At 69.0% G+C, this 25,844-nt stretch carries 27 protein-coding genes; 20 read left to right on the forward strand and 7 right to left on the reverse strand.

Annotated features, from left to right (window positions below):
• Positions 1-241 precede the first annotated feature (241 nt).
• From gap to CLV67_RS10975, 5 genes are all read left to right on the forward strand, one after another.
• Positions 242-1,243, forward strand: a complete 1,002-nt coding sequence (gene gap, locus CLV67_RS10955; protein ID WP_093610437.1) for a type I glyceraldehyde-3-phosphate dehydrogenase — start codon at positions 242-244, stop codon at positions 1,241-1,243.
• Positions 1,240-2,442: a phosphoglycerate kinase gene (locus CLV67_RS10960; RefSeq protein ID WP_203737635.1), complete on the forward strand. Its 1,203-nt coding sequence runs from the start codon at positions 1,240-1,242 to the stop codon at positions 2,440-2,442. The genes gap and CLV67_RS10960 overlap by 4 nt, the downstream gene beginning before the upstream one ends.
• Positions 2,442-3,233 (forward strand): triose-phosphate isomerase, encoded by a 792-nt coding sequence (gene tpiA, locus CLV67_RS10965; protein WP_106317061.1) that lies wholly within the window; start codon positions 2,442-2,444, stop codon positions 3,231-3,233. Before CLV67_RS10960 ends, tpiA begins: the two co-directional genes overlap by 1 nt.
• A gap of 92 nt (positions 3,234-3,325) precedes the next feature.
• The gene (gene secG, locus CLV67_RS10970; protein ID WP_043521518.1) at positions 3,326-3,577 is read left to right on the forward strand and encodes a preprotein translocase subunit SecG; all 252 of its coding nucleotides are present in this window, start codon (positions 3,326-3,328) and stop codon (positions 3,575-3,577) included.
• 151 nt (positions 3,578-3,728) lie between these two features.
• Positions 3,729-4,070: an RNA polymerase-binding protein RbpA gene (locus tag CLV67_RS10975; RefSeq protein ID WP_106317190.1), complete on the forward strand. Its 342-nt coding sequence runs from the start codon at positions 3,729-3,731 to the stop codon at positions 4,068-4,070.
• Positions 4,071-4,122: 52 nt separating this feature from the next.
• Here the strand turns inward: CLV67_RS10975 and CLV67_RS10980 are convergent, their stop codons facing one another.
• Positions 4,123-4,728 carry a GNAT family N-acetyltransferase gene (locus CLV67_RS10980; RefSeq protein ID WP_106317062.1) on the reverse strand — a complete coding sequence of 202 codons (606 nt, stop codon included), beginning with the start codon at positions 4,726-4,728 and terminating at the stop codon, positions 4,123-4,125.
• 110 nt (positions 4,729-4,838) lie between these two features.
• Between CLV67_RS10980 and CLV67_RS10985 the strand changes: the two genes are divergently transcribed.
• Genes CLV67_RS10985 through CLV67_RS51005 form a run of 3 tightly spaced genes read left to right on the forward strand, consistent with a single transcriptional unit; the run spans position 4,839 to position 6,332 of the window.
• Positions 4,839-5,276 (forward strand): hypothetical protein, encoded by a 438-nt coding sequence (locus tag CLV67_RS10985; protein ID WP_106317063.1) that lies wholly within the window; start codon positions 4,839-4,841, stop codon positions 5,274-5,276.
• Positions 5,277-5,325: 49 nt separating this feature from the next.
• Positions 5,326-5,898 carry an RNA polymerase sigma factor gene (locus CLV67_RS10990; protein WP_239166802.1) on the forward strand — a complete coding sequence of 191 codons (573 nt, stop codon included), beginning with the start codon at positions 5,326-5,328 and terminating at the stop codon, positions 5,896-5,898.
• Positions 5,895-6,332, forward strand: coding sequence for a hypothetical protein (locus CLV67_RS51005; RefSeq protein WP_146169048.1), 438 nt, complete (start codon positions 5,895-5,897; stop codon positions 6,330-6,332). Before CLV67_RS10990 ends, CLV67_RS51005 begins: the two co-directional genes overlap by 4 nt.
• A 167-nt stretch (positions 6,333-6,499) precedes the next feature.
• On the opposite strand, the gene pgl is transcribed toward CLV67_RS51005, so the two are convergent.
• From pgl to tkt, 5 genes are all read right to left on the reverse strand, one after another.
• On the reverse strand, positions 6,500-7,246 hold the full coding sequence (gene pgl, locus CLV67_RS11000; RefSeq protein ID WP_106317066.1) for a 6-phosphogluconolactonase: 747 nt from the start codon (positions 7,244-7,246) through the stop codon (positions 6,500-6,502).
• 133 nt (positions 7,247-7,379) lie between these two features.
• On the reverse strand, positions 7,380-8,363 hold the full coding sequence (locus CLV67_RS11005; protein WP_106317067.1) for a glucose-6-phosphate dehydrogenase assembly protein OpcA: 984 nt from the start codon (positions 8,361-8,363) through the stop codon (positions 7,380-7,382).
• The gene (gene zwf / locus CLV67_RS11010; protein WP_106317068.1) at positions 8,360-9,877 is read right to left on the reverse strand and encodes a glucose-6-phosphate dehydrogenase; all 1,518 of its coding nucleotides are present in this window, start codon (positions 9,875-9,877) and stop codon (positions 8,360-8,362) included. Before zwf ends, CLV67_RS11005 begins: the two co-directional genes overlap by 4 nt.
• 76 nt (positions 9,878-9,953) lie before the next feature.
• Positions 9,954-11,090, reverse strand: a complete 1,137-nt coding sequence (gene tal / locus CLV67_RS11015) for a transaldolase (protein ID WP_106317069.1) — start codon at positions 11,088-11,090, stop codon at positions 9,954-9,956.
• A gap of 39 nt (positions 11,091-11,129) precedes the next feature.
• Complete coding sequence (gene tkt / locus CLV67_RS11020) at positions 11,130-13,244, reverse strand: transketolase (protein WP_106317070.1); 2,115 nt, start codon at positions 13,242-13,244, stop codon at positions 11,130-11,132.
• Between the two features lie 259 nt (positions 13,245-13,503).
• Here tkt and CLV67_RS11025 point away from each other — a divergent pair, with 259 nt between their 5' ends.
• The 3 genes from CLV67_RS11025 (at position 13,504) to CLV67_RS53255 (ending at position 16,134) form a co-directional block, all read left to right on the forward strand.
• Positions 13,504-14,463 carry a heme o synthase gene (locus tag CLV67_RS11025; protein ID WP_373873203.1) on the forward strand — a complete coding sequence of 320 codons (960 nt, stop codon included), beginning with the start codon at positions 13,504-13,506 and terminating at the stop codon, positions 14,461-14,463.
• A 199-nt stretch (positions 14,464-14,662) separates the two neighbouring features.
• Positions 14,663-14,956, forward strand: a complete 294-nt coding sequence (locus CLV67_RS11030) for a hypothetical protein (RefSeq protein WP_106317072.1) — start codon at positions 14,663-14,665, stop codon at positions 14,954-14,956.
• Positions 14,920-16,134, forward strand: coding sequence for a TrbL/VirB6 family protein (locus CLV67_RS53255; protein WP_249037942.1), 1,215 nt, complete (start codon positions 14,920-14,922; stop codon positions 16,132-16,134). The genes CLV67_RS11030 and CLV67_RS53255 overlap by 37 nt, the downstream gene beginning before the upstream one ends.
• A gap of 213 nt (positions 16,135-16,347) precedes the next feature.
• Here CLV67_RS53255 and CLV67_RS11050 read toward each other — a convergent pair whose 3' ends face one another.
• Positions 16,348-17,289 (reverse strand): COX15/CtaA family protein, encoded by a 942-nt coding sequence (locus CLV67_RS11050; protein ID WP_373873204.1) that lies wholly within the window; start codon positions 17,287-17,289, stop codon positions 16,348-16,350.
• Between the two features lie 150 nt (positions 17,290-17,439).
• Between CLV67_RS11050 and CLV67_RS11055 the strand changes: the two genes are divergently transcribed.
• From CLV67_RS11055 to CLV67_RS11095, 9 genes are all read left to right on the forward strand, one after another.
• On the forward strand, positions 17,440-18,165 hold the full coding sequence (locus CLV67_RS11055; RefSeq protein ID WP_106317074.1) for a helix-turn-helix transcriptional regulator: 726 nt from the start codon (positions 17,440-17,442) through the stop codon (positions 18,163-18,165).
• Positions 18,162-19,583, forward strand: a complete 1,422-nt coding sequence (gene sufB, locus CLV67_RS11060; RefSeq protein ID WP_106317075.1) for a Fe-S cluster assembly protein SufB — start codon at positions 18,162-18,164, stop codon at positions 19,581-19,583. Before CLV67_RS11055 ends, sufB begins: the two co-directional genes overlap by 4 nt.
• Positions 19,584-19,634: 51 nt before the next feature.
• Positions 19,635-20,762, forward strand: coding sequence for a Fe-S cluster assembly protein SufD (gene sufD, locus CLV67_RS11065; protein WP_106317076.1), 1,128 nt, complete (start codon positions 19,635-19,637; stop codon positions 20,760-20,762).
• Positions 20,762-21,094: a Rieske (2Fe-2S) protein gene (locus CLV67_RS11070; protein ID WP_106317077.1), complete on the forward strand. Its 333-nt coding sequence runs from the start codon at positions 20,762-20,764 to the stop codon at positions 21,092-21,094. Before sufD ends, CLV67_RS11070 begins: the two co-directional genes overlap by 1 nt.
• On the forward strand, positions 21,091-21,849 hold the full coding sequence (gene sufC / locus CLV67_RS11075; RefSeq protein WP_106317078.1) for a Fe-S cluster assembly ATPase SufC: 759 nt from the start codon (positions 21,091-21,093) through the stop codon (positions 21,847-21,849). Before CLV67_RS11070 ends, sufC begins: the two co-directional genes overlap by 4 nt.
• A 10-nt stretch (positions 21,850-21,859) precedes the next feature.
• A complete protein-coding gene (locus tag CLV67_RS11080) occupies positions 21,860-23,089 on the forward strand; it encodes a cysteine desulfurase (RefSeq protein ID WP_106317079.1) in 1,230 nt (409 codons plus the stop codon).
• The gene (gene sufU / locus CLV67_RS11085; RefSeq protein WP_106317080.1) at positions 23,089-23,544 is read left to right on the forward strand and encodes a Fe-S cluster assembly sulfur transfer protein SufU; all 456 of its coding nucleotides are present in this window, start codon (positions 23,089-23,091) and stop codon (positions 23,542-23,544) included. The genes CLV67_RS11080 and sufU overlap by 1 nt, the downstream gene beginning before the upstream one ends.
• Positions 23,545-23,768: 224 nt before the next feature.
• Positions 23,769-24,185 (forward strand): metal-sulfur cluster assembly factor, encoded by a 417-nt coding sequence (locus CLV67_RS11090; protein WP_373873205.1) that lies wholly within the window; start codon positions 23,769-23,771, stop codon positions 24,183-24,185.
• A 132-nt stretch (positions 24,186-24,317) separates the two neighbouring features.
• Positions 24,318-25,073, forward strand: coding sequence for a maleylpyruvate isomerase family mycothiol-dependent enzyme (locus CLV67_RS11095; RefSeq protein WP_106317081.1), 756 nt, complete (start codon positions 24,318-24,320; stop codon positions 25,071-25,073).
• Positions 25,074-25,844: the final 771 nt, after the last annotated feature.

Consider the following 25,844-nt stretch of genomic DNA (forward strand, 5'->3'; position numbering starts at 1 on the left):
GAGGGTGCGGCCGTCGTGATGCGGTTAGGTAACGTTCAGGTCGCGCCCCGCCGCTTCGGCGGCACGGGGACTCGGATAGTGTCACTGGTGACGGCGACGGTGCCGGCAGTCCGGCCGAGCCCCCCGTCATCGGCACCTTGGGTGCGGCGGCCGGACGCCTTGTGTCGGCCGTCCCTACGGTCGGCATGCAGACCCCTCCGCCGGTCGCAGAATCCGGCGGACCGAAACGAGGAGACCACCTGTGACCATCCGGGTTGGCATCAACGGCTTCGGCCGTATCGGTCGTAACTTCTTCCGGGCGGTTCTTGCCTCCGGCGCCGACATCGAGATCGTCGGCGTGAACGACCTGACCGACAACGCCACGCTGGCTCACCTGCTGAAGTACGACAGCATCCTGGGCCGTCTCGGCCACGAGGTGAAGGCGTCCGCCGACGAGATCAGCGTCGGTGGCAAGTCGTTCAAGGCGTTCGCCGAGCGTGACCCGAACAACCTGCCCTGGGGCGACCTGGGTGCGGACGTGGTCATCGAGTCGACCGGCTTCTTCACCGACGCCACCAAGGCCAAGGCGCACGTCGACAAGGGCGCCAAGAAGGTCATCATCTCGGCTCCGGCCAAGAACGAGGACATCACGATCGTGATGGGTGTGAACGACGGCCTGTACGACGCCGCCAAGCACACCGTCATCTCGAACGCGTCCTGCACCACCAACTGCCTCGCCCCGATGGCGAAGGTCCTGAACGACACGATCGGGATCGAAAAGGGTCTGATGACCACGATCCACGCGTACACCCAGGACCAGAACCTGCAGGACGGCCCGCACAGCGACCTGCGTCGCGCCCGTGCCGCCGCGCTGAACATCGTGCCGACCTCGACCGGTGCCGCCAAGGCCGTCAGCCTGGTGCTGCCGGAGCTCAAGGGCAAGCTGGACGGCTTCGCGCTGCGTGTGCCGATCCCGACCGGCTCGGCCACCGACCTGACCTTCACCGCCGCCCGTGACACCACGGTCGAGGAGGTCAACGCCGCGATCAAGGCCGCCGCCGAGGGCCCGCTCAAGGGCATCCTGGTCTACACCGAGGACGCGATCGTGTCGGCCGACATCGTCACCGACCCGGCCTCCTGCATCTTCGACGCCGGCCTGACCAAGGTCATCGGCGGCAACCAGGTCAAGGTCGTCGGCTGGTACGACAACGAGTGGGGCTACTCGAACCGCCTCGTCGACCTGGTCAAGCTCGTCGGGGCCTGATCTTGAAGACTCTCGACGACCTGCTCGCCGAGGGTGTCTCGGGTCGGCGCGTCTTCGTGCGCGCCGACCTGAACGTGCCCTTCGACAAGAGCAACCCGGGCACCATCAGCGACGACGGCCGCGCCCGCGCGGTCCTGCCGACGCTGATCGCCCTGCGTGACGCGGGCGCCCGCGTGATCGTGGCGTCCCACCTGGGCCGTCCGAAGGGCGCGCCGGACCCCAAGTTCACCCTTGCCCCGGTGGCGACCCGTCTCGGTGAGCTGCTCGGCTCGTCGGTGGTCTTCGCGTCCGACACCGTCGGCGCTGACGCCCAGGCCAAGGTCGAGGCGCTCGGCGACGGCGAGGTGCTCCTGCTGGAGAACCTGCGCTTCAACGCCGGCGAGACCTCGAAGGACGACGCCGAGCGTGGCACCTTCGCGGACCAGCTGGCCGCGTTCGCCGACTTCTACGTCGACGACGCGTTCGGCGCCGTGCACCGCAAGCACGCTTCGGTGTACGACGTGCCGGCCCGCCTGCCGCACTACGCGGGTGGTCTCGTCCTCAAGGAGGTCGAGGTCCTGCGCAAGGTGTCGGAGAGCCCGGAGCAGCCCTACGTCGTCGTTCTCGGCGGCTCCAAGGTCTCCGACAAGCTGGCCGTCATCCAGGCGCTCCTGCCGAAGGTGGACAAGCTCCTCGTCGGTGGTGGCATGTGCTTCACCTTCCTCAAGGCCCAGGGCCACGAGGTCGGCAAGTCGCTGCTGGAAGACGAGATGGTCGCCGTGTGCGCCGACCTGCTGGCGCAGGCCGACGGCCGGATCGTGCTGCCGGTCGACGTCGTCGCGGCCACCGAGTTCTCGGCGGACGCCACGCACGATGTCGTCGCGGCTTCGGAGATCCCGGCCGACCGGCTGGGTCTCGACATCGGCCCGAAGTCGACGGAACTGTTCGCGTCGGCGATCGCCGGTGCGAAGACCGTGTTCTGGAACGGCCCGATGGGCGTGTTCGAGCTGGCGCCGTTCGCCGCGGGCACCCGTGGCGTGGCCGAGGCCATCACCAAGATCGACGGCTTCTCGGTCGTCGGCGGCGGTGACTCCGCGGCCGCCGTGCGTACCCTCGGGCTCGACGAGTCCGCGTTCGGCCACATCTCCACCGGTGGGGGCGCGTCCCTGGAGTACCTCGAAGGCAAGACGCTGCCGGGCGTCGCCGCTCTGGAGAAGTGATGGGTGACGTGACCCGCAAGCCGATCATCGCCGGCAACTGGAAGATGAACCTCAACCACTTCGAGGCGATTCTCCTGGTCCGGAAACTGGCCGCGAACCTGACCGCCGACCAGCTCGCGGCCGTCGAGACGGTGGTCCTGCCGCCGTTCACCGACCTGCGCAGCGTCGAGGGCGCGATCAAGGACGACAAGCTCGCCATCGGGTACGGCGCGCAGGACATCTCGAAGTTCGCGTCCGGCGCCTACACCGGTGAGATCTCCGGCGGCATGCTGGCCAAGCTCGGCTGCACCTACGTCGTGGTCGGCCACTCCGAGCGCCGTGAGTACCACGCCGAGGACGACGCGACCGTCAACGCGAAGAACAAGGCCGCCTTCGAGGCCGGTCTCGTCCCGATCTTCTGCGTCGGCGAGGGTCTCGAGATCCGTGAGGCCGGCAACCAGGTCGAGCACGTGCTCGCTCAGGTCGACGCCGGTCTCGAGGGGCTCAAGACCGAGCAGCTCAAGCAGATCGTGATCGCGTACGAGCCGGTCTGGGCGATCGGCACCGGCAAGACCGCGACGCCGGAGGACGCCCAGGAGGTCTGCGGCGCGATCCGTGGCCGCCTCGCGGAGAAGTTCGGCGCCGAGGTGGCCGACGTGGTCCGTATCCAGTACGGCGGATCGGTCAAGGCGAACAACATCGCCCAGATCATGGCCAAGCCGGATGTGGACGGTGCGCTGGTGGGAGGCGCCGCGCTCGACGCCGAGGGCTTCGCCGCCATCGTGCGTTTCCCGGAGCACGTCGGACGCTGAGAGTAATTAGGTGCGTGCCCGGTCGTATCATGCGGCCGGGCACCCGCTATTGTGGGACCGCTGCTTGCCCTTCGAGAGGAATGAACCCGACGATGCCGATCGCGTTCGCTTACACGTTGATCGTGTTGCTGATCATCACCAGCATCCTGCTGACTCTGCTGATCCTGCTGCACCGGGGCAAGGGTGGCGGCATGTCGAGCATGTTCGGTGGCGGCGTGACCTCCAGCCTGGCCGGTTCCTCGGTCGCGGAGAAAAACCTCGACCGATACACCGTCCTCGTGGGCATCATCTGGTTCGCCTGCATTGTCGGGCTCGGCTTCTGGCTGAAAGTCCAGATCGCCTGACGGCGCTCCGTAGACGTACAATCTGCCGCGCGGCCGGTTTCTCCGGTCGCGCGGTTTTTTGTTCCTGCTGTCCGGTTCGTGCTGCCCCTCGCGTGACGAAGCCGAGACCGGACGGCCCCATGAGAGGCCCCTCGAGACAGGAGTGACGTCCGTGTCCAGTGGCAGCGCTATTCGCGGAAGCCGGATCGGGTCCAGCCCGATGCGACCCGACGAGCGCAGCGAGCCCGCACCGCGCAGGCAGGTGACCTACTTCTGCGCGGCCGATCACGACAGCATCATCTGGTTCGCGGCCGAGGCTGCGATCCCCGACACCTGGGACTGTCCGCGTTGCGGGCAGCCGGCCGGTCTCGACCGGTCGAACCCGCCGGGGAAGTCGCGCACCGAGCCGTACAAATCGCATCTCGCTTATGTGAAGGAACGCCGCTCCGAGGAGGACGCCGCGGCGATCCTCGCCGAAGCGCTCGCCAAGGTGCGCCAGCGCCGCGGCGAATGACCCGGACGCTGACCGGCCGGGCGGGGCGGCCGGTCAGCGCACGATCGACGGATCAGACCACCGGGCCGGTGTCCCGGCCGACGAACCGGGCTCCCGGGTTGGGCACGTCGATGTCGTGGAAGCCCAGGCGCCTGTAGAACGCGTAGGCGCTGTTGTTCTCGGCGGCCATGCCCAGATGCACCCCCGTGACGCCGGCCGCCCGCAGCCCGTCCAGGAACGCCGCCATCAGACCGCGGCCGTGCCCCTTGCCCTGCCAGTCCGGCAGCAGGTCGATGTGCAGGTGGGCCGGGTAGGTGGCGAACTCGGGCCGGAGCATCCGGTCGGGGTTGCTGTGCACGGCGATCAGCTCGGCGTCCCGAGGGTCCTCGCTCGCGAACCGTTCTGCCGTCTCCCTCAGCCACGTCTCGCGGTACCACTCGACGAACGCCGGTGTGTCCGCGGTGCCCAGGATGTATCCGACCGCCGCGCCCGTCCCGTCGTCGAGCACGTGCGCGTGCTCCGGCTCGCGGATCACGTAGGGCGCCGCCCAGACGTCGCCGAGCATCAGATCCGAGCTGTGCCGGCCGCGCGCGTCACCACCGGAGGCGGCGGTGCGCACGCAAATGTCGTAGATGGCGTCGAGGTCGCTGGCCCGGTAGGCGCGGATCGTCGGCTGCACGTCGGGAAGTCTAAAGCTGTGTCGCGCATCACTTCGGGACCGCCAACCTTCCGGCCGGTCAGGCGTCTACTCCTGCGACAGCTCACCAGAACCGACGAGCAGGAGTACCGATGCGTTTCTCGACCCGTGGACTGGCCCTCACCCTCGGCGCGGCGACCGTGGTCGCCGTCGGCGGCCTGTCGGCGACCGCGTTCGCCGACGACGCCACGCCGGCCCCGGTGCCGCCCGCCACAACGCCGAGCAGCTACAAGCCGACCGCCGGGCCCGCGCCGGCCACGACGCCGAGCAGCAACAAGCCGACGGCCGGGCCCGCGCCGACCGCCTCCACCCGGGCACCCATCAAGGAGACCGCGGCCCCGGCCCCCACCCGGTCGGTCGAAACCGGCCACAAGCCGGCTGCCTCCCCGGCCGGCAAGCCCGCCGTCAAGCCGGGCAAGGGCCCCGCCGCGACGCCGGCGCCCGCCAAGCCGGCCGTCACGCCCGGCTCGGGGCCGGCCGTGACCAAGGCGCCCGCGAAACCGGCCGTCACGCCGTCGCGCTCGCGCTGACGCGGAAGGTACCGTTCGTTCCCGCCACACGATCCCCGGGGCTTCGCCTGTGATCTCTGTTCTGCCGTTCCCCTCGCTGTTCGCCTGGCTGCGCGGGCTCTCCGCCGGTGTGCGGGCCGGCGGCGGTGCCCCGGCGGCGCCGCCCGCGATCAACGAGCTCTATCACAGCCGACGGCTCAGCCTGGTCCGGCTCGCGGTGCTCATGGTCGACGACCTGCCCACCGCGGAGGACATCGTGCAGGACGTGTTCACCGCCCTCTACCGGAAGCACGGGCCGGAGCTGCGCGGGGTGTCGGATCCGAACGCGTACCTGATCACCGGGGTGACCAACGCGGCCCGCTCCGCGTTGCGCCGCCGTCGTACCGCCCGGGCCTATCTGCCGCCTCCGGAGGAGGCCGTTCCGGCGGCCGAGGACGAGGCGCTGCTCGGTGAGGGCGACCGGGAGATGCTGCGGGAACTGCGTGGTCTGACCGCCCGGCAGCGCCAGGTGCTGGTGTTGCGGTACTGGTCGGAGCTCTCCGAGGGGGAGATCGCCGACACGCTGCGGGTCTCCCGCGGCACCGTCAAGTCGACGGCGCATCGCGCGCTGTCCATCCTGCGCGCGAGATTGGGGGAGCGGTGACCGACCAGGTCGAATTGAGGCTGCGGCGCGCTCTGCATGCGCGGGCCGGTCAGATCACGCAGGAGCGGCTGAGTCTCGGGGTCCCGCCGACGGTCGCCGCTCCTCGCCCGCCGCTGCGGCTGTGGCGTTGGTTGCCGGTGCCGGCCGGCGTCGTGATCGCGGCCGTGGCGGTGAGCTTCACGCTGTCGCCCGGCCCACGCGATCCCGGTCCGGCGCCGGGCGGTCCGGCGATCGTCACGCCGTCGGCGTCCACCACCGCGCCGCCCGCACCGTCTGCCGCGACCGCCGATCCCCAGCCGGCGGCCACCTCCCCGGGTTCGCCCGCGAACACGCCGTCCCGGTCGGCCCCGCCGAAGTCGGCGGCTGTGGTCCCGGGTTCGGGGCCGGAGACGAAGGCGACCGATCTGCCGCCCGAGGCGACCCCGGGTGGCTGACCACGCGTGGTGACCTGCGGTGCATCCAGGCCGCAGATCACCACGCTTGCGGTTTGTGTGGTGACTTGCGGCTTGCTGGTGGGCGCAGGTCACCACGCTTGTTTGGGGGGCGGTTTGTGTGGTGACTTGCGGCTTGCCGGTGGGCGCAGATCACCACGATGCGGGGGTTACGGCTGGGTGGGCACGTTCGCGGCGGCTGCCTGATCCAAGAGCCAGAGAGTTTTCTGTACGCCCGACGCGTTCGCCGCCGGCAGGTCGCCACCGGACAGCACCGTGCCGATCGGGGCGGCCTTGTCCGGCCCGGCCGCGATCAGCCACACCTCGTCCGCGCTCTGAATGGTGGACAGCGTGAGGGTGACCCGAGTCGGCGGCGGCTTCGGGCTGTCGAACGTCGCGGCCGTCGCGCCGGTCTCCCGCAGCACCGGGTGGTCCGGGAAGAGCGACGCCACGTGCCCGTCCTCGCCAACACCGAGCATCAGCACGTCGAAGCGCGGCAGTCCGGCGCCCGGACCGGCCGCCGCGGCCAGCTCGCCGGCGTACCGTGCGGCCGCCGCGATCGCGTCCTCGCCGTCCGGCCCGTCGGAGGCGGGCATGGCATGCACCCGGGCCGGATCCAGCGGCAGCTTGTCCAGCAGGGCCTCGCGTGCCTGGGTCTCGTTGCGGTCCGGGTCGCCGGAGGGCAGGTAACGCTCGTCGCCCCACCAGAGGTCCACCCGGGACCAGTCGATGGCCGCGGAGGCGGGCAGTTCCCGCACCGAGCGCAGCACCTTCGCCGCGACCCGGCCGCCGGTCAGCACCACGCTCGCCGAGCCGTGCACCGCCTGTGCGTCGATGATCTTGATGGCGAGCCGAGCCGCCACCGTGGACGCCAGGATGTCGGCGTCCGGAACCACCACGACCACGGTCTCACTCAATTGGTCTCTCCCTTATGAAGGGGCCGCCCACCGCGGTGCGGCGGACGGCCCCGTTGCTGTTTGGCAGCTGTGGCTCACCGCTGTCTCACGGCCCGTGAGACAGCAGTGAGACACTGCTGGTGAACTTGACCGGTCAGGCGGCGGAACTGGCGATCGCGGCCAGCGCCGGATCCTTCCAGACGTGCACCCGGTGCGGCGGCCGATGGTCCAGGCCGGTCAGCCCGGCCATGGCGCCGAGCGCGTCCGCGTAGATCTGGTCGGCGTCCAGCCGGCGCAGCTCCTCGGCCAGCTCGTCACCGACCGGCCGCTTCGGAAGCGGCATGTAACGGTCCTCCTGGCCGGTCCTGCTGAACAGCGCCGTGCCCTCCTCGCGGGTGACCCGGACACAGTCGCCGTTCTCGCACTGCAGCTCCACCGAGTGCAGGCGCGGCGCCCGGTCGGTGTGCTCCAGCACCGGCTCGATGCCCAGACGGGACTTGAGCCAGCCCAGCATCAGCCAGGCGGTGGGGTCCTGCCGCGGCGCCACGATCGTCGCGCCGGTGACGCGGGCGTCGGCGCTGTCGAAGGCGCCGGCCACCAGGGAACGCCACAGCGTGATCCGGGTCCAGGTCAGGTCGGTGTCGCCGGGCGCGTAGTCGATGGCCCGCTGCTTGAGCGCGGCCACCGGGTCCGGCGACTGCGCGCTGTCGGTGATCCGGCGCTCCGAGACGACGCCCAGGAAGTCGTTGGCGATCATGTTCGGAGGCTCCTCGTGCCACCAGGTGACCACCGGGACGTCCGGGGCGAGCAGCGGCATGACGACCGACTCGGCGTGCAGCGCCAGACGGCCGTACATCCGCATGACGACCGCCTCGGCCGGGCCGAGGCGCCCACCCACGACGATCTCGGCGTCCAGCCGGCTGCGGCCCTCCATGTCGGAGCGCACCACGATGAGCAGCCGGCAGGGGTGCGCCGCGGCGGCGATGGTGGCGGCCGCCTCGGCCTCGCGGACCTTCTTCTCCTCGACCACCGCGATCAGGGTGAGGGCCAGGCCGGAGGCCACACCGCCGGCGCTGCGCCGCTCGGCGGCCAGGGCCTTCACTACCTCGTTACCGGTGGTGTCCCACAGCCCGATCATGCCCGCCTCCAGGTACGGCCTTCGCGCGCCAGCATCTCGTCGGAGGCCCGCGGGCCCCACTCGCCGGCCCGGTACGGTTCCGGTTTGTTGCCCGCCCAGGCGGCCTCCAACGGGTCGATGACCCGCCAGGACTGCTCGATCTCGGCAGCGTCCGGGAAGAGTGTCCGGTCGCCGATCAACACATCGAGGACCAGCCGTTCGTACGCCTCCGGGCTGGACTCGGTGAACGCCTCGCCGTACTGGAAGTCCATCGCGATGTCGCGGACCTCCATCGAGGTGCCCGGTACCTTCGAGCCGAACTTCAGCACCACGCCCTCGTCCGGCTGCACGCGTACGACCAGCTGGTTGTGGCCCAGCATCTCCACGTCGGCCGGGTCGAACGGCAGGTGCGGCGCCCGCTTGAAGAGGATCGCGATCTCGGTGACCCGCCGGGGCATCCGCTTGCCGACCCGCACGTAGAACGGGACACCCGCCCAGCGCCGGTTCTGGATGCCGAGGCGGACGGCGGCGTACGTCTCCGTGGTGGAGTCCGCCGGGATGTTCGGCTCCTCCAGGTATCCCACGGCACGCTCACCGGCCACCCAGCCCGGAAGATACTGCCCGCGGACGGAACCGGTCGCGATGTCGGGCGGGAGACTGATCGCCTTGAGGACTTTCAGCTTCTCCGCGCGTACTTCCTGAGGGTCGAAGCTCGTCGGCTCTTCCATGGCGATCATGGCGAGCAGCTGCAGAAGGTGGTTCTGCAGGACGTCGCGGGCCGCACCGGAGGCGTCGTAGAACGCCGCCCGGCTGCCGATGCCGACGTCCTCGGCCATCGTGATCTGGACACTGTCGACGTACTTCGAGTTCCACACCGGCTCGAACAGGCTGTTCGCGAAGCGCAGAGCCATGATGTTCTGGACGGTCTCTTTGCCGAGGTAGTGGTCGATCCGGAAGACGTCCTCCGGGATGAACACGTCGTCGACCAGCTCGTTGAGCTGCACGGCGCTCTGGAAGTCGTGACCGAACGGCTTCTCCACCACGACCCGGCGCCACCCGCCGGTCTTCGAGGGGTCGGCCATGCCGGTGCGGTTGAGCTGGTTGAGCACCAGCGGGAACGCGGCCGGCGGGATGGAGAAGTAGAAGGCGGCGTTGCCGGCGATGCCGTTGCGTTCCTTCAGCTCGTCCAGCGTGGTCGCGAGCTTGTCGAAGGCGTCGTCATCGTCGAACGAGCCGGGAATGAAGTGGAATCGCTCGGAGAGGCGCTGCCAGACGTCCTCGCGCCACGGTGTCCGGGCGCCCTTCTTGGCGGCCGCGTAGGCGAGGGATTCGAAGCTGCCGTCGCCCCAGTCGGCGCGGGCGAAGCCCACCACCACGAAGCCGGGGGGAAGCAGACCACGGTTGGCCAGGTCGTACACGGCCGGGATGAGCTTCTTTCGGGACAGGTCACCGGTGACCCCGAAGATCACCAGAGCGCAGGGCTCCGGAATCCGTGGAAGCCGACGGTCCTGTGCGGTGCGCAGCGGATTACCCACGTTGTCATCCTGCCAGTTTTTTGATGACGGAGCGGCCTGTCGCGGGACTCCCGCGACAGGCCGCTGATAGTGCTCGTCAGGCAGCGTCGCTGGGGTTCTTCGCCCCGGAGGCAGCAGCCTTGAGGGACTTGGTGACGCCCTCCAGTAGCTCGTTCCAGCTCGCCTCGAACTTCTCGACGCCCTCGTCCTCGAGGACCTTGAAGACGTCGGTGAGGTCGATGCCGACGGCCGCGAGGTCGGTGAAGACCTGGTGGGCGTCCGCGAAGTTGCCGGTGATGGTGTCACCGCGGGTGGTCCCGTGGTCCTCGTAGGCGAAGATCACCGGCTCCGGCATGGTGTTCACCGTGCCGGGCGCGATCAGCTCCTCGACGTAGATGGTGTCGAGGAACTCCGGGTTCTTCGTGCCGGTCGACGCCCAGAGCGGACGCTGCGGGTGGGCACCGGCACCGGCCAGGGCCTTCCAGCGGTCGCCGCCGAAGACCTCGGCGTACGCCTCGTACGCCAGCCGCGCGTTGGCGATGGCCGCCTTGCCCTTGAGTGCCTTGGCCTCGTCCGAACCGATCTTGTCAAGGCGCTTGTCCACCTCGCTGTCCACGCGCGAGACGAAGAACGAGGCGACCGAACCGATCTTGGAAAGGTCGTGGCCGTTCGCCTTCGCCTGCTCGAGGCCGTCCAGGAAGGCGTCCATGACGGCCTGGTACCGCTCGACCGAGAAGATCAGCGTGACGTTGACGCTGATGCCCGCGGCCAGCACCTGGGTGATGGCGGGCAGACCGGCCAGCGTCGCCGGGATCTTGATGTACAGGTTGGGCCGGTCGACCAGCCACCACAGCGTCTTCGCCTCGGCGACGGTGGACTCGGTCTCGTGCGCCTTGCGCGGGTCCACCTCGATGGACACGCGCCCGTCGATGCCGTTGGACGCGTCGTAGGCCGGACGGAAGATGTCGGTCGCCCAGCGGACGTCCTTGGCGGTCATGAGGCGGACCGCCTCCTCGACCGTCACGCCCTGGAGAGCGAGATCGCGCAGCTGCTCGTCGTACGCGTCGGCGTCGGAGAGCGCCTTCTGGAAGATGCTCGGGTTCGTGGTCACGCCGACCACGTGCTGGTCGGTGCGCAGCTTGTCGAGCGAGCCGCTGGTCAGCCGTACCCGGGAGAGGTCGTCGAGCCACACTGCCACGCCCTGGGCGGACAGCTCAGCCAGTCTGTCGGTCATTTCCCTCAACTCCTGAATGAATGACGCAGTATTTAGAAGTCAGTTACCGGTCTTGTGGCCGGTGATCTCGCCGACCTTGGCCAGGGACGCGTGGGCCTTCGCGACGACGTTGTCAGCGGTGAACCCGAACTGCTCGAACAGGACCTTCGCCGGGGCGCTGGCGCCGTAGTGCTCGATGCTGACGGCCTCGCCGGCGTCACCGAGGATGCGGTCCCAGCTCATCCGGATCCCCGCCTCAACGGTGACACGAGCCTTCACGCCGTGCGGGAGAACCTGCTGCTGGTATGCCACGTCCTGCTGGAAGAACCACTCCTGGCAGGGCATCGACACCACCCGGGTGGGGGTGCCCTCGGCCTCCAGGCGCTCCTGCGCGGTGAGCGCGATCGCCACCTCGGAGCCACTGGCGATCAGGATGACCTTCGGGGTGCCGCCGGACGACTCGGAGAGGATGTAGCCGCCCTTGAGGGTGCCCTCGGCCGACGCGTACTTCGAGCGGTCGACGATCGGCAGGTTCTGCCGGGACAGCGCCAGCGCGGTCGGGCGGTCGGTGTGCTCCAGGGCGCCACGCCAGGCCCACGCGGTCTCGTTGGCGTCGGCCGGGCGGACCACGTCGAGGCCGACGATCGCCCGCAGGGCGGTCAGCGTCTCGATCGGCTGGTGCGTCGGGCCGTCCTCGCCGAGACCGATCGAGTCGTGCGTCCACACGAAGACGACCGGCAGCTTCATCAGCGCGGACAGGCGGACCGCACCACGCATGTAGTCACTGAAGACCAGGAAGGTGCCGCCGTACGGCCGGGTGCCGCCGTGGACCGCGATGCCGTTGAGGATCGAGCCCATGCCGTGCTCACGGATGCCGAAGTGCAGCGTGCGGCCGTACTCGTGACCGGGGAACTCCTTGGTCGCGTACTCCGTCGGGATGAAGGACGGCTCGCCCTTCATGGTGGTGTTGTTGCTCTCCGCCAGGTCGGCGGAGCCACCCCACAGCTCGGGGAGCACCGGCGCGAGCGCCTCGAGGATCTTGCCGGACGCGGCACGGGTGGCCAGGCCCTTCTCGTCCGCGGCGAACTCGGGCAGCGCCTTGTGCCAGCCCTCCGGCAGGGTGCGGGTGGCGAGCCGGTCGAAGAGGGCCTTGCCCTCGGCGTTGCCGGCGGCCCAGGCGTCGAACTTCTGCTGCCAGGCCGCGCGGGCCTCCTTGCCGCGCTCGACGACCTGCTGCGCGTGCTTGACGACCTCGTCGTCGATCGCGAACGGCTCGTCGGCGAAGCCGAGCAGCTCCTTGGTGGCGGTGATCTCGGCGGCGCCCAGCGCGGAGCCGTGGATCTTGCCGGTGTTCTGCTTCTTCGGAGCCGGCCAGCCGATGACCGTCTTCAGCACGATGAACGACGGCTTGTCGGTCACCGCCTTGGCGGCCTGGATGGCGGCGTAGAGCTCCTCGACGTCCTCGACGTACGGGTCCGAGCCGCGCCAGTCGACCGTCTGGACGTGCCAGCCGTACGCCTCGTAGCGCTTGCCGACGTCCTCGTTCTTGGCGATCCGGGTGTCGTCCTCGATGGAGATCTCGTTGTCGTCGTAGATCACGACGAGGTTGCCGAGCTTCTGCACCGACGCGATGGCCGACGACTCGTGGCTCACGCCCTCCTCGATGTCGCCGTCCGAGGCGATCGAGTAGACGTAGTGGTCGAACGGCGACTCACCGGCGGGGGCGTCCGGGTCGAACAGGCCGCGCTCACGGCGGGCCGACATGGCCATGCCGATCGCGTTGCCGATGCCCTGGCCCAGCGGGCCGGTGGTGATCTCGACACCGGGCGTGTGGCCGTACTCCGGGTGACCCGGGGTCAGCGAGTCCCACTGGCGCAGCGCCTTCAGGTCATCGAGTGACAGGCTGTAGCCATTGAGGAACAACTGTACGTAAAGGGTGAGGCTGGAGTGACCGCAGGAGAGAACGAAGCGGTCGCGGCCCGCCCATTCCGGGTCCGTGGGGTCGTGCCGCATCACACGGTTGAACAGCAGGTAGGCGGCCGGGGCCAGGCTCATGGCCGTACCGGGGTGGCCGTTACCGGCCTTCTCCACGGCGTCCATGGCCAAGACCCGGGTGGTGTCCACCGCCTTGCGGTCGAGGTCGGACCAGTTGAGAGCGGGATCTGTCGCAGCCACGTCGGTTCTGCTCCTCGGGCAAAATTATGGAACCCTTTTCGGCTTGACCCTATCCAGTCGGGCTAAACGCATGCGCAGCGAACGCACTAGGCACATACGCTGTGAGCGGACATGCCAGTTCAACGGGTGTGACCGCATGCACCCGTGCCGGGTGCCCCGAGCAGCGGAGACGGCGACGCGTAGGCTGTCCGGGTTGGCCGCCGGGTCGTCACCCGATTTACGGCCGCGAAGCAAAGCCGATGCCGGAAGGTGGCTGTCCGTGAGCATGATCACCGAGCGTCCCGTCCAACGGCGGACGCCCGGCGATGCCGTGCGCCCCGCTCGTCCTGCGAGCGCCGAGGGCCGGCGGAGCTGGGTTGCGGTGTTCCGGGCGTACCTCGCCCTGACCAAGCCGCAGATCGTGGAACTGCTCCTGGTCACCACCGTGCCGACCATGATGCTGGCCGCCAAGGGATGGCCTGACCCGGTCACATTCACGGCCGTGCTGGTCGGCGGCGGTCTGGCGGGCGGCGCCGCGAGCGCACTCAACTGCTACATCGACCGCGACATCGACGAACTGATGCGGCGTACCAAGAGGCGCCCGCTGCCGGCGAATCAGATGACGCCACGTGCCGTGCTGATCTTCGGTCTGACACTGGCTGTGATCTCCGTCGCGCTGATGGCGCTTCTCACCAACTGGTTGGCCACCGCGCTGACGGCGTTCTCCATCTTCTACTACGACGTCATCTACACGCTCTGGCTGAAGCGGCGCACCCCGGCCAACACGTTCTGGGGTGGAGTGTGCGGCGCGGCTCCCGTGGTGATCGGCTGGGCCGCCGTCACGAACACGATTCCGCCGATGGCATGGGCGCTTTTTGCGATTGTCTTCTTTTGGCAGATGCCGCACTTCTATGCGCTCGCCGTGAAGTACAAGGACGACTACGCCCGGGCCGGCGTGCCGATGCTGCCCGTGGTGCGCTCCATGAAGCGGGTCAACTTCGAGATCATCCTCTACACCGTCCTCACCGTGGCCGCCTCGCTCGCCGCGTGGCCGCTCGGTCTCGGACCGATCTACGGAGTGACGGCGATCGTGATGGGCGGCGTCTTCCTCTTCGAGGCGATCCGGCTCGCGCGTCAGGCCGGTGGTGGGACGGCCGTCAAGCCGATGCGGCTGTTCCATCTGTCCATCACGTACCTGACGGTGGTCTTCATGGCCGTCGCCGTTGACGCTCTGATTTGACCTGTCGCACAGGATGCCCGGATTGTCACCACTGTCAATCACTGTCCGTCACTCGATCAGTTGATTCAATAGCAGCGGTCAATTCGGGCGTAACCTGCACATAACATTGCGCGGAATTCTGAAACCTGCAGGTAATTGGAGTCACAAAAACCGATCGGAGTGACCCCAGCGACCTGGCTGACTGCTTAGGCTGCGCAGCATGGCAGAAGGTTCCGTTACGACACTGACCTCCGAGATCAAGTCTTTCGCCGCCGGACACGGCGGCGCCAAGGCGGTGATCGAGTACGTCGGTAAGCGCGGCGCCCGCATCGTCCTGGTCGGAGAGGACGGCGAGTGGTCCGACCAGTTCGCCCCGGACACCGGTGTCGCGCGCGAGGCGTGCGACCACGCTGGAGTGAAGGTGGAGAACGAGTGGGAGCGGGAGCTCCTCGAGCAGATGCGGCCCAGCAACGACCTGTGGCGGTCGATGTCGCGCCGGAGCATGGCTCGCTGATGGGCCCGAGCGCCCGCGTCGCGCTGGTGACCTGTGCCGGTTTTCCCGACCTCTGGGAGGACGACCACCCCCTGCGCGACGCGTTGCGCGAGCGCGGGGTGGTCGTCGACGCGGTCCGCTGGGACGACCCGGCGGCTGACTGGTCCGTCTACGACCTCACCGTGATCCGGTCCCCATGGGACTACATGAATCACCACGAGCGGTTCCTGTCGTGGGCGCGGTCTGTTCCGAGACTGGCCAACCCCGCCGACATCGTGGAGTGGAACACCGACAAGCGTTACCTCAGCGAACTCGCCGCGGCCGGTATCCCGATCATCCCGACGGAGTTCGTCGGTCCTGACGCCGTGGGTTCACGCGCGGCCGGCCCCGCCTCCCTCGGCTCAATTGCGGGCGACTCCGCCGCCGTCGGTTCTGGTGCGGCTGGTTCCGGTGCCCTTGGTTCCGGTGCCCTTGGCTCTGGTGCCCTTGGTTCCGGTGCCCTTGGCTCTGGTGCCCTTGGTTCCGGTGCCCTTGGCTCTGGTGCCCTTGGTTCCGGTGCCCTTGGCTCTGGTGCCCTTGGTTCCGGTGCCCTTGGCTCTGGTGCCCTTGGTTCCGGTGCCCTTGGCTCTGGTGCCCTTGGTTCCGGTGCCCTTGGCTCTGGGGCAGCTTGGACGCCGCCGGCCGCCGGTGAATGGGTGGTCAAGCCGACCGTCAGTGCCGGCAGCCGGGACACCGCCCGCTATCTGATGCCCGAGCAGTCCGGGGCCGCGGCGGCTCACGTCCGGCGGCTCACCGGTTCGGGGCGCACCGCGATGATCCAGCCCTATCTGTCCGCCGTGGACACCGCCGGGGAGACCGCGGTGCTCTGCACCCCGGACGCCGACGGCGAGCTGACCTTCAGCCACGGCATCCGTAAGGGCCCGATGCTCACCGCCCGCGGGGACGTGCCGGTCGACATGAACGACGAACAGATCACCCCGCGTACGCCGTCGGAGGCCGAGCTGGACCTGGCGGCCCGGGTGCTCGAGTTCGTTCCCGGCGGGGCCAAACGGCTGCTCTACGCCCGGGTCGACCTCATCCCCGGCCCGGACGGGGCACCGATGCTCATCGAGCTGGAGCTCACCGAGCCGTCGCTCTTCCTGCTGCACGCGCCCGGCGCCGCCTCACGGCTCGCCGACGCCATCCTCTCCCGCATCTGACCGTTCGACCCCTGCGTGGTGACCTGCGGCTCGTATCGGGCCACAGGTCACCACGCAGTGCCGGTTGACCCTGTGTGTGGTGATCTGTGCCCGGGGTGAGCCGTAGTTCACCACGCGGCGTTGGCCGGCCTTTGTGTGTGGTGATCTGTGGCCGGGGGTGAGCCGTAGTTCACCACGCTGTTTGGGGCGGGTTGCGGGTTGGCCGGGGTGGGCTCAGTGCGTGGTGGCCGGCTCGGGGATCGCGGCAGGGGTGGCGGCCGTCGTGGCCGGGAGGGCCGGGCGGGAGCGCAACGACCACAGCACCGACAGGGTGGCGACCCAGACCAGGCCGGAGCCGAGCATGTGCGCGGCGACGAGGAGCACCGGCAGGTGGGTGAAGTACTGCACGAAGCCGATCAGGCCCTGCGCCATCTCGACCCAGAACAACACGGCCGCGGCGCGGATCGCGGCGGCCGGGGCGTTCACGGCACGCAGCGCGAACCACAGTGCAACGGTCAGACCGATCAGCAGGAAGACCAGGTCGGCGTGCACCTGGGAGATCTGCTCCGGGTCCAGGCCGTTGCGCTTGGCGCCCTGGTCACCGGAGTGCGGGCCGCTGCCGGTCACCACCACGCCGGCCGCGATCACCGCGAAACTCGCCGCCGTGATCACCCATGCCAGGTGGCGCAGCGGGGCGGGGACGAGCGGGACGGGCTCACCGTCGCCCTCGTCGACGCGGCGCCACAACGCGTACGCCCCGGCGACCAGCGCGATGGAGAGGATGAAGTGCAGGCCGACCACCCACGGGTTGAGGTTGGTGAGCACCGTGATGCCGCCGATGACGCCCTGACCGGGGATGCCGAGCGCGACCGCGACGGACAGCCTGGTCAGCGAGCGGCGCCGGCGGGCCAGAGCGCCGAGGAAGCAGGCCACGGCGATCGCCACGAGGACGAAGGTGAGCAGCCGGTTGCCGAATTCGATGGCGCCGTTGATCCCCATCTCGGGCGTCGAGACGTACGAGTCGTCGGTGCACCGCGGCCAGGTGGGGCAGCCCAGGCCGGACTTGGTGAGCCGCACCGCCGCGCCGGTGACGATGATCCCGATGTTCGCGATCACCGAGGCCAGCGCCAGCCCGCGCAGCGAAGCACCGCACCACCGAACGGGAGGCAGGGCCAGGAAAGCGGACGCAAGGCGCACCGTGGAGGACTTCACCCCGCGCATCGTACGCTCGCATCTGATCTTGATTTTCCCAGCTCCGCCTGCCGGTGGGGTGGATCACCGGGGCCGGGTTTGCAGGGCTCACATGAAATACGTAACGTTGGCGTAGTGAAAAACGAGGTGCTGATCCAGATCGGCGTGACGGCTCCGGCCGCCGCGGCCGACGGGCGCACCCGGGACCGCGTCGTCCAGCTCCTGCTGAAGCGTGGCGCCACGACCGCGGCGGAGCTCGGCGCCGCGCTAGGCTTGAGTTCAGCCGCCATCCGCAAACACCTCGACGCGATGCTCGCCGAGAGTCTCGTCGAGACCCGCGAGTTGCGCCGTGACAAGCCCCGTGGCCGTGGCCGCCCGGCAAAGGCATTCGTCCTGACCGCCGCCGCTCGCGAGGATCTCAACCCACATCATTACGACGGCATCGCGACCGCCGCGCTGCGCTGGATCTCCCAGCAGCACGGGCCGGAGGCCGTCTCGGCCTTCGCCACGGCTCAGGTCAAGGCTCTCGAGGAGCGCTGTCAGGCGGCGCTGCGCGAGGCCGACCCTGATCCGATCGCCAGGGCGGAGGCTCTCGCCGAGGTGCTGACCGCCGAGGGCTACGCTGCCAACGCCTCGACGATCGCGTCCGGCGGGCAGCTGTGCCAGCATCACTGCCCGGTGGCTCACGTGGCTGCCGAGTTCCCTCAGCTGTGCGACGCCGAGACCGAAGTCATCTCCCGGCTCATCGGCACCCACGTGCAGCGCCTCGCCACCATCGCGCACGGCGACGGGGTGTGCACCACGCACATCCCCACCCGCGGTACGCACCACGCCGAACACACGGTTAGGACAGATACATGACTGACCAGATCGTCACTCAGGAAGAGCACCTGGCCGCTCTTGGCAAGTACGAGTACGGCTGGGCCGACGCCGACGTCGCCGGCGCCGCCGCGCAGCGTGGCCTGTCCGAAGCCGTGGTGCGCAACATCTCCGCGCTGAAGAGCGAGCCCGAGTGGATGCTCAACCTCCGGCTCAAGGGCCTGCGGCTGTTCGGCCGCAAGCCGATGCCGCACTGGGGCGCCGACCTGACCGGCATCGACTTCCAGAACATCAAGTACTTCGTGCGCTCCACCGAGAAGCAGGCCGCTTCCTGGGAGGACCTGCCCGAGGACATCAAGGCGACGTACGACAAGCTGGGCATCCCCGAGGCGGAGAAGCAGCGTCTTGTCGCCGGCGTGGCCGCGCAGTACGAGTCCGAGGTCGTCTACCACGCGATCCGTGAGGACCTCGAGCAGCAGGGTGTCCTGTTCCTCGACACCGACACGGCTCTCAAGGAGCACCCGGAGATCTTCCAGGAGTACTTCGGCACCGTGATCCCGGTCGGCGACAACAAGTTCGCCGCGCTGAACACGGCGACCTGGTCCGGCGGCTCCTTCATCTACGTGCCGAAGGGTGTGCACGTCGACATCCCGCTGCAGGCCTACTTCCGGATCAACACGGAGAACATGGGCCAGTTCGAGCGAACGCTGATCATCGCCGACGAGGGCTCGTACGTGCACTACGTCGAGGGCTGCACGGCGCCGATCTACTCGTCCGACTCGCTGCACTCCGCGGTCGTCGAGATCATCGTGAAGAAGAACGCCCGCGTGCGGTACACGACCATCCAGAACTGGTCGAACAACGTGTACAACCTGGTCACCAAGCGCGCCACCTGCGAAGAGGGCGCGACCATGGAGTGGATCGACGGCAACATCGGCTCCAAGGTGACCATGAAGTACCCCGCGGTCTACATGACCGGCCCGCACGCCAAGGGCGAGGTGCTCTCGATCGCCATGGCCGGCGAGGGCCAGCACCAGGACTCCGGCGCCAAGATGGTGCACGCCGCGCCGCACACCTCGTCGACGATCATCTCCAAGTCGATCGCCCGCGGTGGTGGCCGCACGTCGTACCGCGGCCTGGTCCAGGTCCTGGAGGGCTCGTCCAGCTCGAAGAGCACGGTCAAGTGCGACGCGCTGCTGGTCGACACGATCTCCCGGTCCGACACGTACCCGTACGTCGACATCCGCGAGGACGACGTCAACATGGGACACGAGGCGACCGTCTCCAAGGTCAGCGAGGACCAGCTCTTCTACCTGATGAGCCGTGGCCTGACCGAGGACGAGGCGATGGCGATGATCGTGCGCGGCTTCATCGAGCCGATCGCCAAGGAGCTCCCGATGGAGTACGCGCTGGAGCTGAACCGCCTCATCGAGCTCCAGATGGAAGGGGCCGTGGGTTAATCACCCGCGCGCCCGGCCATCCCCCTGAGAAACGCGGAATTAAAGGACGAAATGACTACCGAGGCCATCGCCCCGCCGAGCACCAAGTCGCAGGTGCTGCGCTCCTTCGACGTCACCGACTTCCCGGCCCTGAACGGCCTGGAGGAGGAGTGGCGTTTCACCCCGCTCAAGCGGCTGCGTGACCTGGTCACCGCCACGTCGCTGAGCGGGGCGGCCCCCGCCGTGGAACACGGCGACCTGCCCGCCGGCGTGACGGTGTCGACGGCCGACGGTGTGGAGCCGGTGCTGACCCCGTTCGACCGGGTCAGCGCGCTCGCGTTCGGCGCGGCGGCCGGCGTCACCCTGATCGAGGTGGCGCCCGAGGCCGAGCCCGCCGAGGCGGTCGTCATCCGGCTGGTCGGCAAGGGCGGGGACGCCGCGGCGGCGCGCACCTACGTCAAGGTGGGCGCATTCGCGAAGGCCACGATCGTGCTGGAGCAGACCGGTTCGGTCACCCTGGCCGACAACGTCGAGGTCGTCATCGGCGACAGCGCGCAGCTGACCTTCGTGACGCTCGCCGAGTGGGACCACGACGCGGTGCAGGCGCAGCACGTCAAGTTCCGGGTCGGCCGGGACGCCCGCGTCCAGCACGTGCAGGTCACCCTCGGCGGTGACCTGGTCCGCCAGTTCACCTCGGTGGAGTACACGGGCCGCGGCGGCGACGCCGAGCTGTGGGGCGTCTACTTCGCGACCTCGGGCCAGCACCACGAGCACCGGCAGCTCGTCGACCACAGCGTGCCCGACTGCCGTAGCTACGTGGGTTACCGCGGCGCGCTGCAGGGTTCGTCGGCGCACACCGTCTGGGTCGGCGACGTGCTGATCCGGGCCGCGGCGACCGGCACCGACACGTACGAGATCAACCGGAACCTGCTCCTCACGGATGGGGCGCGCGCGGACTCCGTACCCAATCTCGAGATTGAGACCGGTGAGATCGCCGGAGCCGGGCATGCGAGCGCAACCGGGCGTTTCGACGATGAGCAGTTGTTCTATCTGATGGCTCGCGGCATCCCCGAGCCGGAGGCCCGCAAGCTGGTCGTCCGCGGCTTCTTCGCCGAGCTGATCAACAAGATCCCGGTCGAGGCCCTGCGCGAGCGGCTCGGCGACGCCATCGAGGCTCGTCTGGCCGAGGCGGGTCAGTAGTGACTTTCGAGAACGTCGGTCCGGCGTCGGACGTCGCGAAGGGCACCGCCCTCCAGGTGGAGGTCGACGGTGTCGAGGTCGCGATCGTCCACGCCGACGACGATCAGTTCTACGCCGTCCGCGACGAGTGCAGCCACGCCTCCGTGGCCCTCTCCGAGGGGGAGGTGGACGGGTGCACGCTGGAATGCTGGCTGCACGGCTCCCGTTTCGACCTGCGCACCGGCGAACCCTCCGGACCGCCCGCCTTCAGCCCGGTGGCGATCTACCCCGTCGAGATCCGCGACGGCGACATCTACGTTTCGACGACACCTAGCAATGGAGTAGAGCCGTGAGCACCCTGGAGATCCGCGACCTGCAGGTTTCGGTGAAGCTGCCGGATGGCGAGCTGAAGCCGATCCTCGCCGGGGTCGACCTCACCATCAAGTCGGGCGAGACGCACGCCATCATGGGCCCGAACGGGTCCGGCAAGTCGACGCTGGCCTACTCCATCGCCGGGCACCCGAAGTACGAGATCACCGGCGGTTCGGTGACGCTGGACGGCCAGGACATCCTGGAGCTCAGCGTCGACGAGCGCGCCCGGGCCGGCCTCTTCCTGGCCATGCAGTACCCAGTCGAGGTCCCAGGCGTGTCGGTCGCGAACTTCCTGCGTACCGCGAAGACCGCGATCGACGGTGAGGCTCCCAAGCTGCGCACCTGGGCCGGCGAGCTGCGCGGCGCCATGGAGAAGCTGCAGATGGACCCGGCGTTCGCTCAGCGCAACGTCAACGAGGGCTTCTCCGGTGGTGAGAAGAAGCGGCACGAGATCATGCAGCTCGAGCTGCTCAAGCCGAAGATCGCGATCCTCGACGAGACCGACTCCGGCCTCGACATCGACGCGCTGCAGGTCGTCAGCGAGGGCGTCAACCGGGTCCGTGCGACCGGTGAGACCGGCTTCCTGCTGATCACCCACTACACCCGGATCCTGCGCTACATCAAGCCGGACTTCGTGCACGTGTTCGTCGGCGGCCGGATCGTCGAGGAGGGCGGCTCGGAGCTCGGTGAACAGCTCGAGGCCGAGGGTTACAAGAAGTACCTGGTGAAGGCCTGAGGGGTCACTGATGAGCCTCGACGTCGAGCGGATCCGTAAGGACTTCCCGATCTTCGAGCGGGAGGTCAACGGCCACCCGCTGGTCTACCTGGACAGCGCCAACACCTCGCAGAAGCCGGTTCAGGTGCTCGACGTCATGCGTGCGCACCAGGAGCGGTACAACGGCAACGTGTCCCGCTCCGTGCACACGCTCGGCACCGAGTCGACCGAGGCCTACGAGGGCGCCCGGGCCCGCATCGCGACCTTCATCGGAGCGGCGAGCCCGGACGAGGTGGTGTTCACCAAGAACTCCACCGAGGCGATCAACCTCGCGGCGTACTCGCTCGGGCAGATGCTGCGCCTCGGGCCCGGCGACGAGGTGGTGATCTCCGAGATGGAGCACCACTCCAACCTGGTGCCGTGGCAGCTCCTGTGCGAGCGGACCGGGGCCACGCTCAAGTGGTTCGGCATCACCGACGACGGCCGGCTGGACGAGTCCGCACTGGATGATCTCGTTTCCGAGAGAACCAAGATCGTCTCTCTGGTTCACATGTCGAACGTGCTCGGCACGGTCAACGACGTGTCCCGGATCGCCGCGCGTTCCAAAGCCGTGGGTGCCCTGCTGATGCTGGACTGCTCGCAGTCGGTGCCGCACCTGCCCATCTCCGTCGGCTCGCTCGGCGCTGACCTGATCGCCTTCACCGGGCACAAGATGCTCGGCCCGACCGGCATCGGCGTCCTCTGGGGCCGGTTCGACCTGCTGTCGCAGATGCCGCCGTTCCTGGCCGGCGGCTCGATGATCGAGACGGTCACCATGGGCGGCACCACCTTCGCTGCCCCGCCCGCACGGTTCGAGGCAGGCACCCCGCCGATCACGGAGGCCATCGGGCTCGGCGCGGCCGTCGACTACCTCACCGGGCTCGGCATGGAGGCGATCCACGAGCACGAGCAGGCCATCACGCGATACGCGCTGGACGCGCTCTCGTCGGTCCCCGATGTGCGGATCTTCGGCCCCGCCACGATCGAGGGACGCGGTGGCACGGTGTCGTTCGGCGTCGATGGGGTACACCCGCACGACGTGGGACAGATCCTGGACGCGCTCGGCGTCGAGGTGCGTGTCGGGCACCACTGCGCACGGCCGGTGTGCTCGCGGTTCAGTGTGCCCGCGATGACCCGGGCGTCGTTCTACCTCTACACGACCACGGCGGAGATCGACGCCCTCGCGCGCGGCCTCGATCAGGTCCGGAAGGTGTTCGGCTGATGATGCTCGACGGTCTCTATCAGGAGATCATCCTCGATCACTACAAGAACCCGCACGGCCGTGGCCTGCGGGATCCCTTCGACGGTGAGGCGCATCACGTCAACCCGACGTGCGGCGACGAGATCACCGTCCGGGTCAAATCCGATCTGACCGATATTTCGTACGATGGACTCGGCTGCTCCATCAGCCAGGCGTCGGCGTCGGTGTTGTACGAGTTGGTGCAGGGCAAATCCCCCGCCGCGGCTTCGGCGATCCACCACGCCTTCGTGGAGTTGATGCAGAGCCGCGGCCAGGTCGAACCCGACGAGGAGGTCCTCGGCGACGGGATCGCCTTCGCCGGGGTGGCCAAGTTCCCGGCGCGGGTCAAGTGCGCGCTGCTGCCGTGGATGGCATTCAAGGACGCCGCGGCGCGAGCCGGTGTGGACGTGGGCGTGAGCCCGGAGGTGAAGGCATGACTGAATCAGTGGATACCGCCCGGACCGTTGCCTCGGCCCCGGCTTCCGGCGCCGCTCCCGGCGCGGGCGAAGAGGTGCCCGACTGGCTGGCCGAGGAGCGTGCCGCAGCGGCGGAGGCCGGCGAGCCGGTCGAGACGCCGTCGGTGAGCGTGTCGGCCACGCCGGACGCCGACGTGGCCCCGGCCGACGCGGTGGCCTCGGCCGACGCGGTGGCCTCGGACTCGATCTCCGGCGACGGTCCCGCCGACGCCGCTCCGGCTTCTGCCGCCGCTCCGGCTTCTGCCGCCGCTCCGGCATCTGCCGGCTCCGGCAAGCCGAAGGCGTCGATCGCGGACATCGAGGAGGCGATGAAGGACGTCGTCGACCCCGAGCTCGGCATCAACGTGGTCGACCTCGGCCTGGTCTACGGCACCCACGTCGACGACGAGAACGTCGTCACCATCGACATGACGCTGACCTCGGCGGCCTGCCCGCTGACCGACGTCATCGAGGACCAGACCCGGCAGGCCCTGACGACCGGCCCCGGCGGCGGTCTCGTCGACGACTTCCGGATCAACTGGGTGTGGCTGCCGCCGTGGGGCCCCGACAAGATCACCGACGACGGCCGGGACCAGCTCCGGTCACTCGGCTTCAACGTCTGACCCCCATTTCTTAGGTACGCCTGACGGCGGCACGTGATCAAACGTCTGACCCCCATTTCTTAGGTACGCCTGACGGCGGCACGTGATCACACGTGCCGCCGTTTTGTCGTATGCCGGTGGTAGAAACTGGACATGACTTCGACTCCGCCGTTTCCCGAGCTCCTCGCGCTGATCGAGGCACGGTCCGCGGCGTTGCGCGACGCCGTCGCCGTCGCGCCGGACCTGACCGCCACGGTCCCCGGCTGCCCCGACTGGTCGCTCACCGACCTGGTCGCCCACCTGGGCGGCGTCCACCGTTTCTGGGCCGCCGCGGTGGCCGCCGGCGACGAGTCGGGCCCGCCCTCCCGCGACCGGATCGGTGATCGGGAGCCACACGGCGATCTCGTGCAGTGGTCCGCGACCTCCACCGAACTGCTGCTCGCGGCGCTGCGCGACGCCGGCCCCGACGCACCCTGCTGGACGTGGTGGGCCGACTCCGGTGCCCCGCTGACCGCCGGTGCGGTCGCCCGTCACCAGGTGCAGGAGGCGGCGGTGCACGCCTACGACGCCCAGGAGACCATCGGCCGCCCCGAGCCGCTCCCGGCCGCTGTCGCGGTCGACGGGGTCAGCGAGTTCCTCACCGTCGGGCTGGGCTCCCTCGGCCCATGGCCACACCGTCCGGCTCGAGTCGCCTTCCAGGCGATCGAGGGCCCGTCCTGGACGCTGGACCTCTCCCCGGCCGGAGCCAAGGCCGACCCATCGGCCAGCGGCGACCCGGTGACCAGGGTCCAGGCCACGGCCAGCGACCTGGTCCTGACGCTGTACCGCCGCATTCCCCTGACCGACGTCCGCATCGACGGCGATCGCACCGTGGCTGAAGACCTGGCCACCTGGAGCAAGATGGACTGACGTGGCCGCTGCTCCCGCAGCCGCCGGGGTCCCGCCGGGGCTGGTCTGCTGCGGGAGGTCACTTGTGCGGGCTCATGTCGTTTGCTTGCGCGCTCGGTGATTTGGTGCACGTCGGGGTGGCGGTCTCCGTTGCCGGAGGCTTTGTGCCTTGCGTCCCTTCGCCGGGGCGACTCCGTGCCTACGCTCGCCGTGCTGGAGGGCTCGCTGTGCTGGGGCGCTCGCTGTGCTGGGGCGCTCGCTGTGCTGGGGCGCTCGCTGTGCTGGGGCGCTCGCTGTGCTGGGGCGCTCGCTGTGCTGGGGGGCTCGCCGTGCTGGGGCGCTCGCCGTGCTGGGGCGCTTGCCGTGCTGGGTGGTCTTCGTGCTGGGCGGCTCCTGCGTCTCGCGACTTTCGCTCTTTTTGTCGTCGAGTTAGGCCTCGGGGTTTTCGTGGCCCGATATCTCGATCGCTGACGGACTCTCCAGCTACGCGACCATGAATCTCGGATACGCGTCGTCGCTGGACTCTGCGATTGTGCGGCTGTGCCGTCCTGCCGATTGTCTCCTGGCCACCCAGGTCCAGCCGCCGCGCGACGATCGACCTGCGGTGCTCGGGCTCCATGCCGGCCATGCACGATGCGCCGCCGGTCTGGGCCGATTCGCAACGACGCGACGAACCCCTCGTCCCTGCCTTGATCATGGTCGCGTCCACTGGCGTGGTGTAAGAGGCGGCCAGCGCTGATCCGTGTCTGTTGATCTTATGCGGCGATTGCGGTCGTTTCGATTGTTTCGGTA

The sequence above is a fragment of the Actinoplanes italicus genome, from assembly GCF_003001815.1.
Taxonomy (GTDB): Bacteria; Actinomycetota; Actinomycetes; order Mycobacteriales; family Micromonosporaceae; genus Actinoplanes; species Actinoplanes italicus.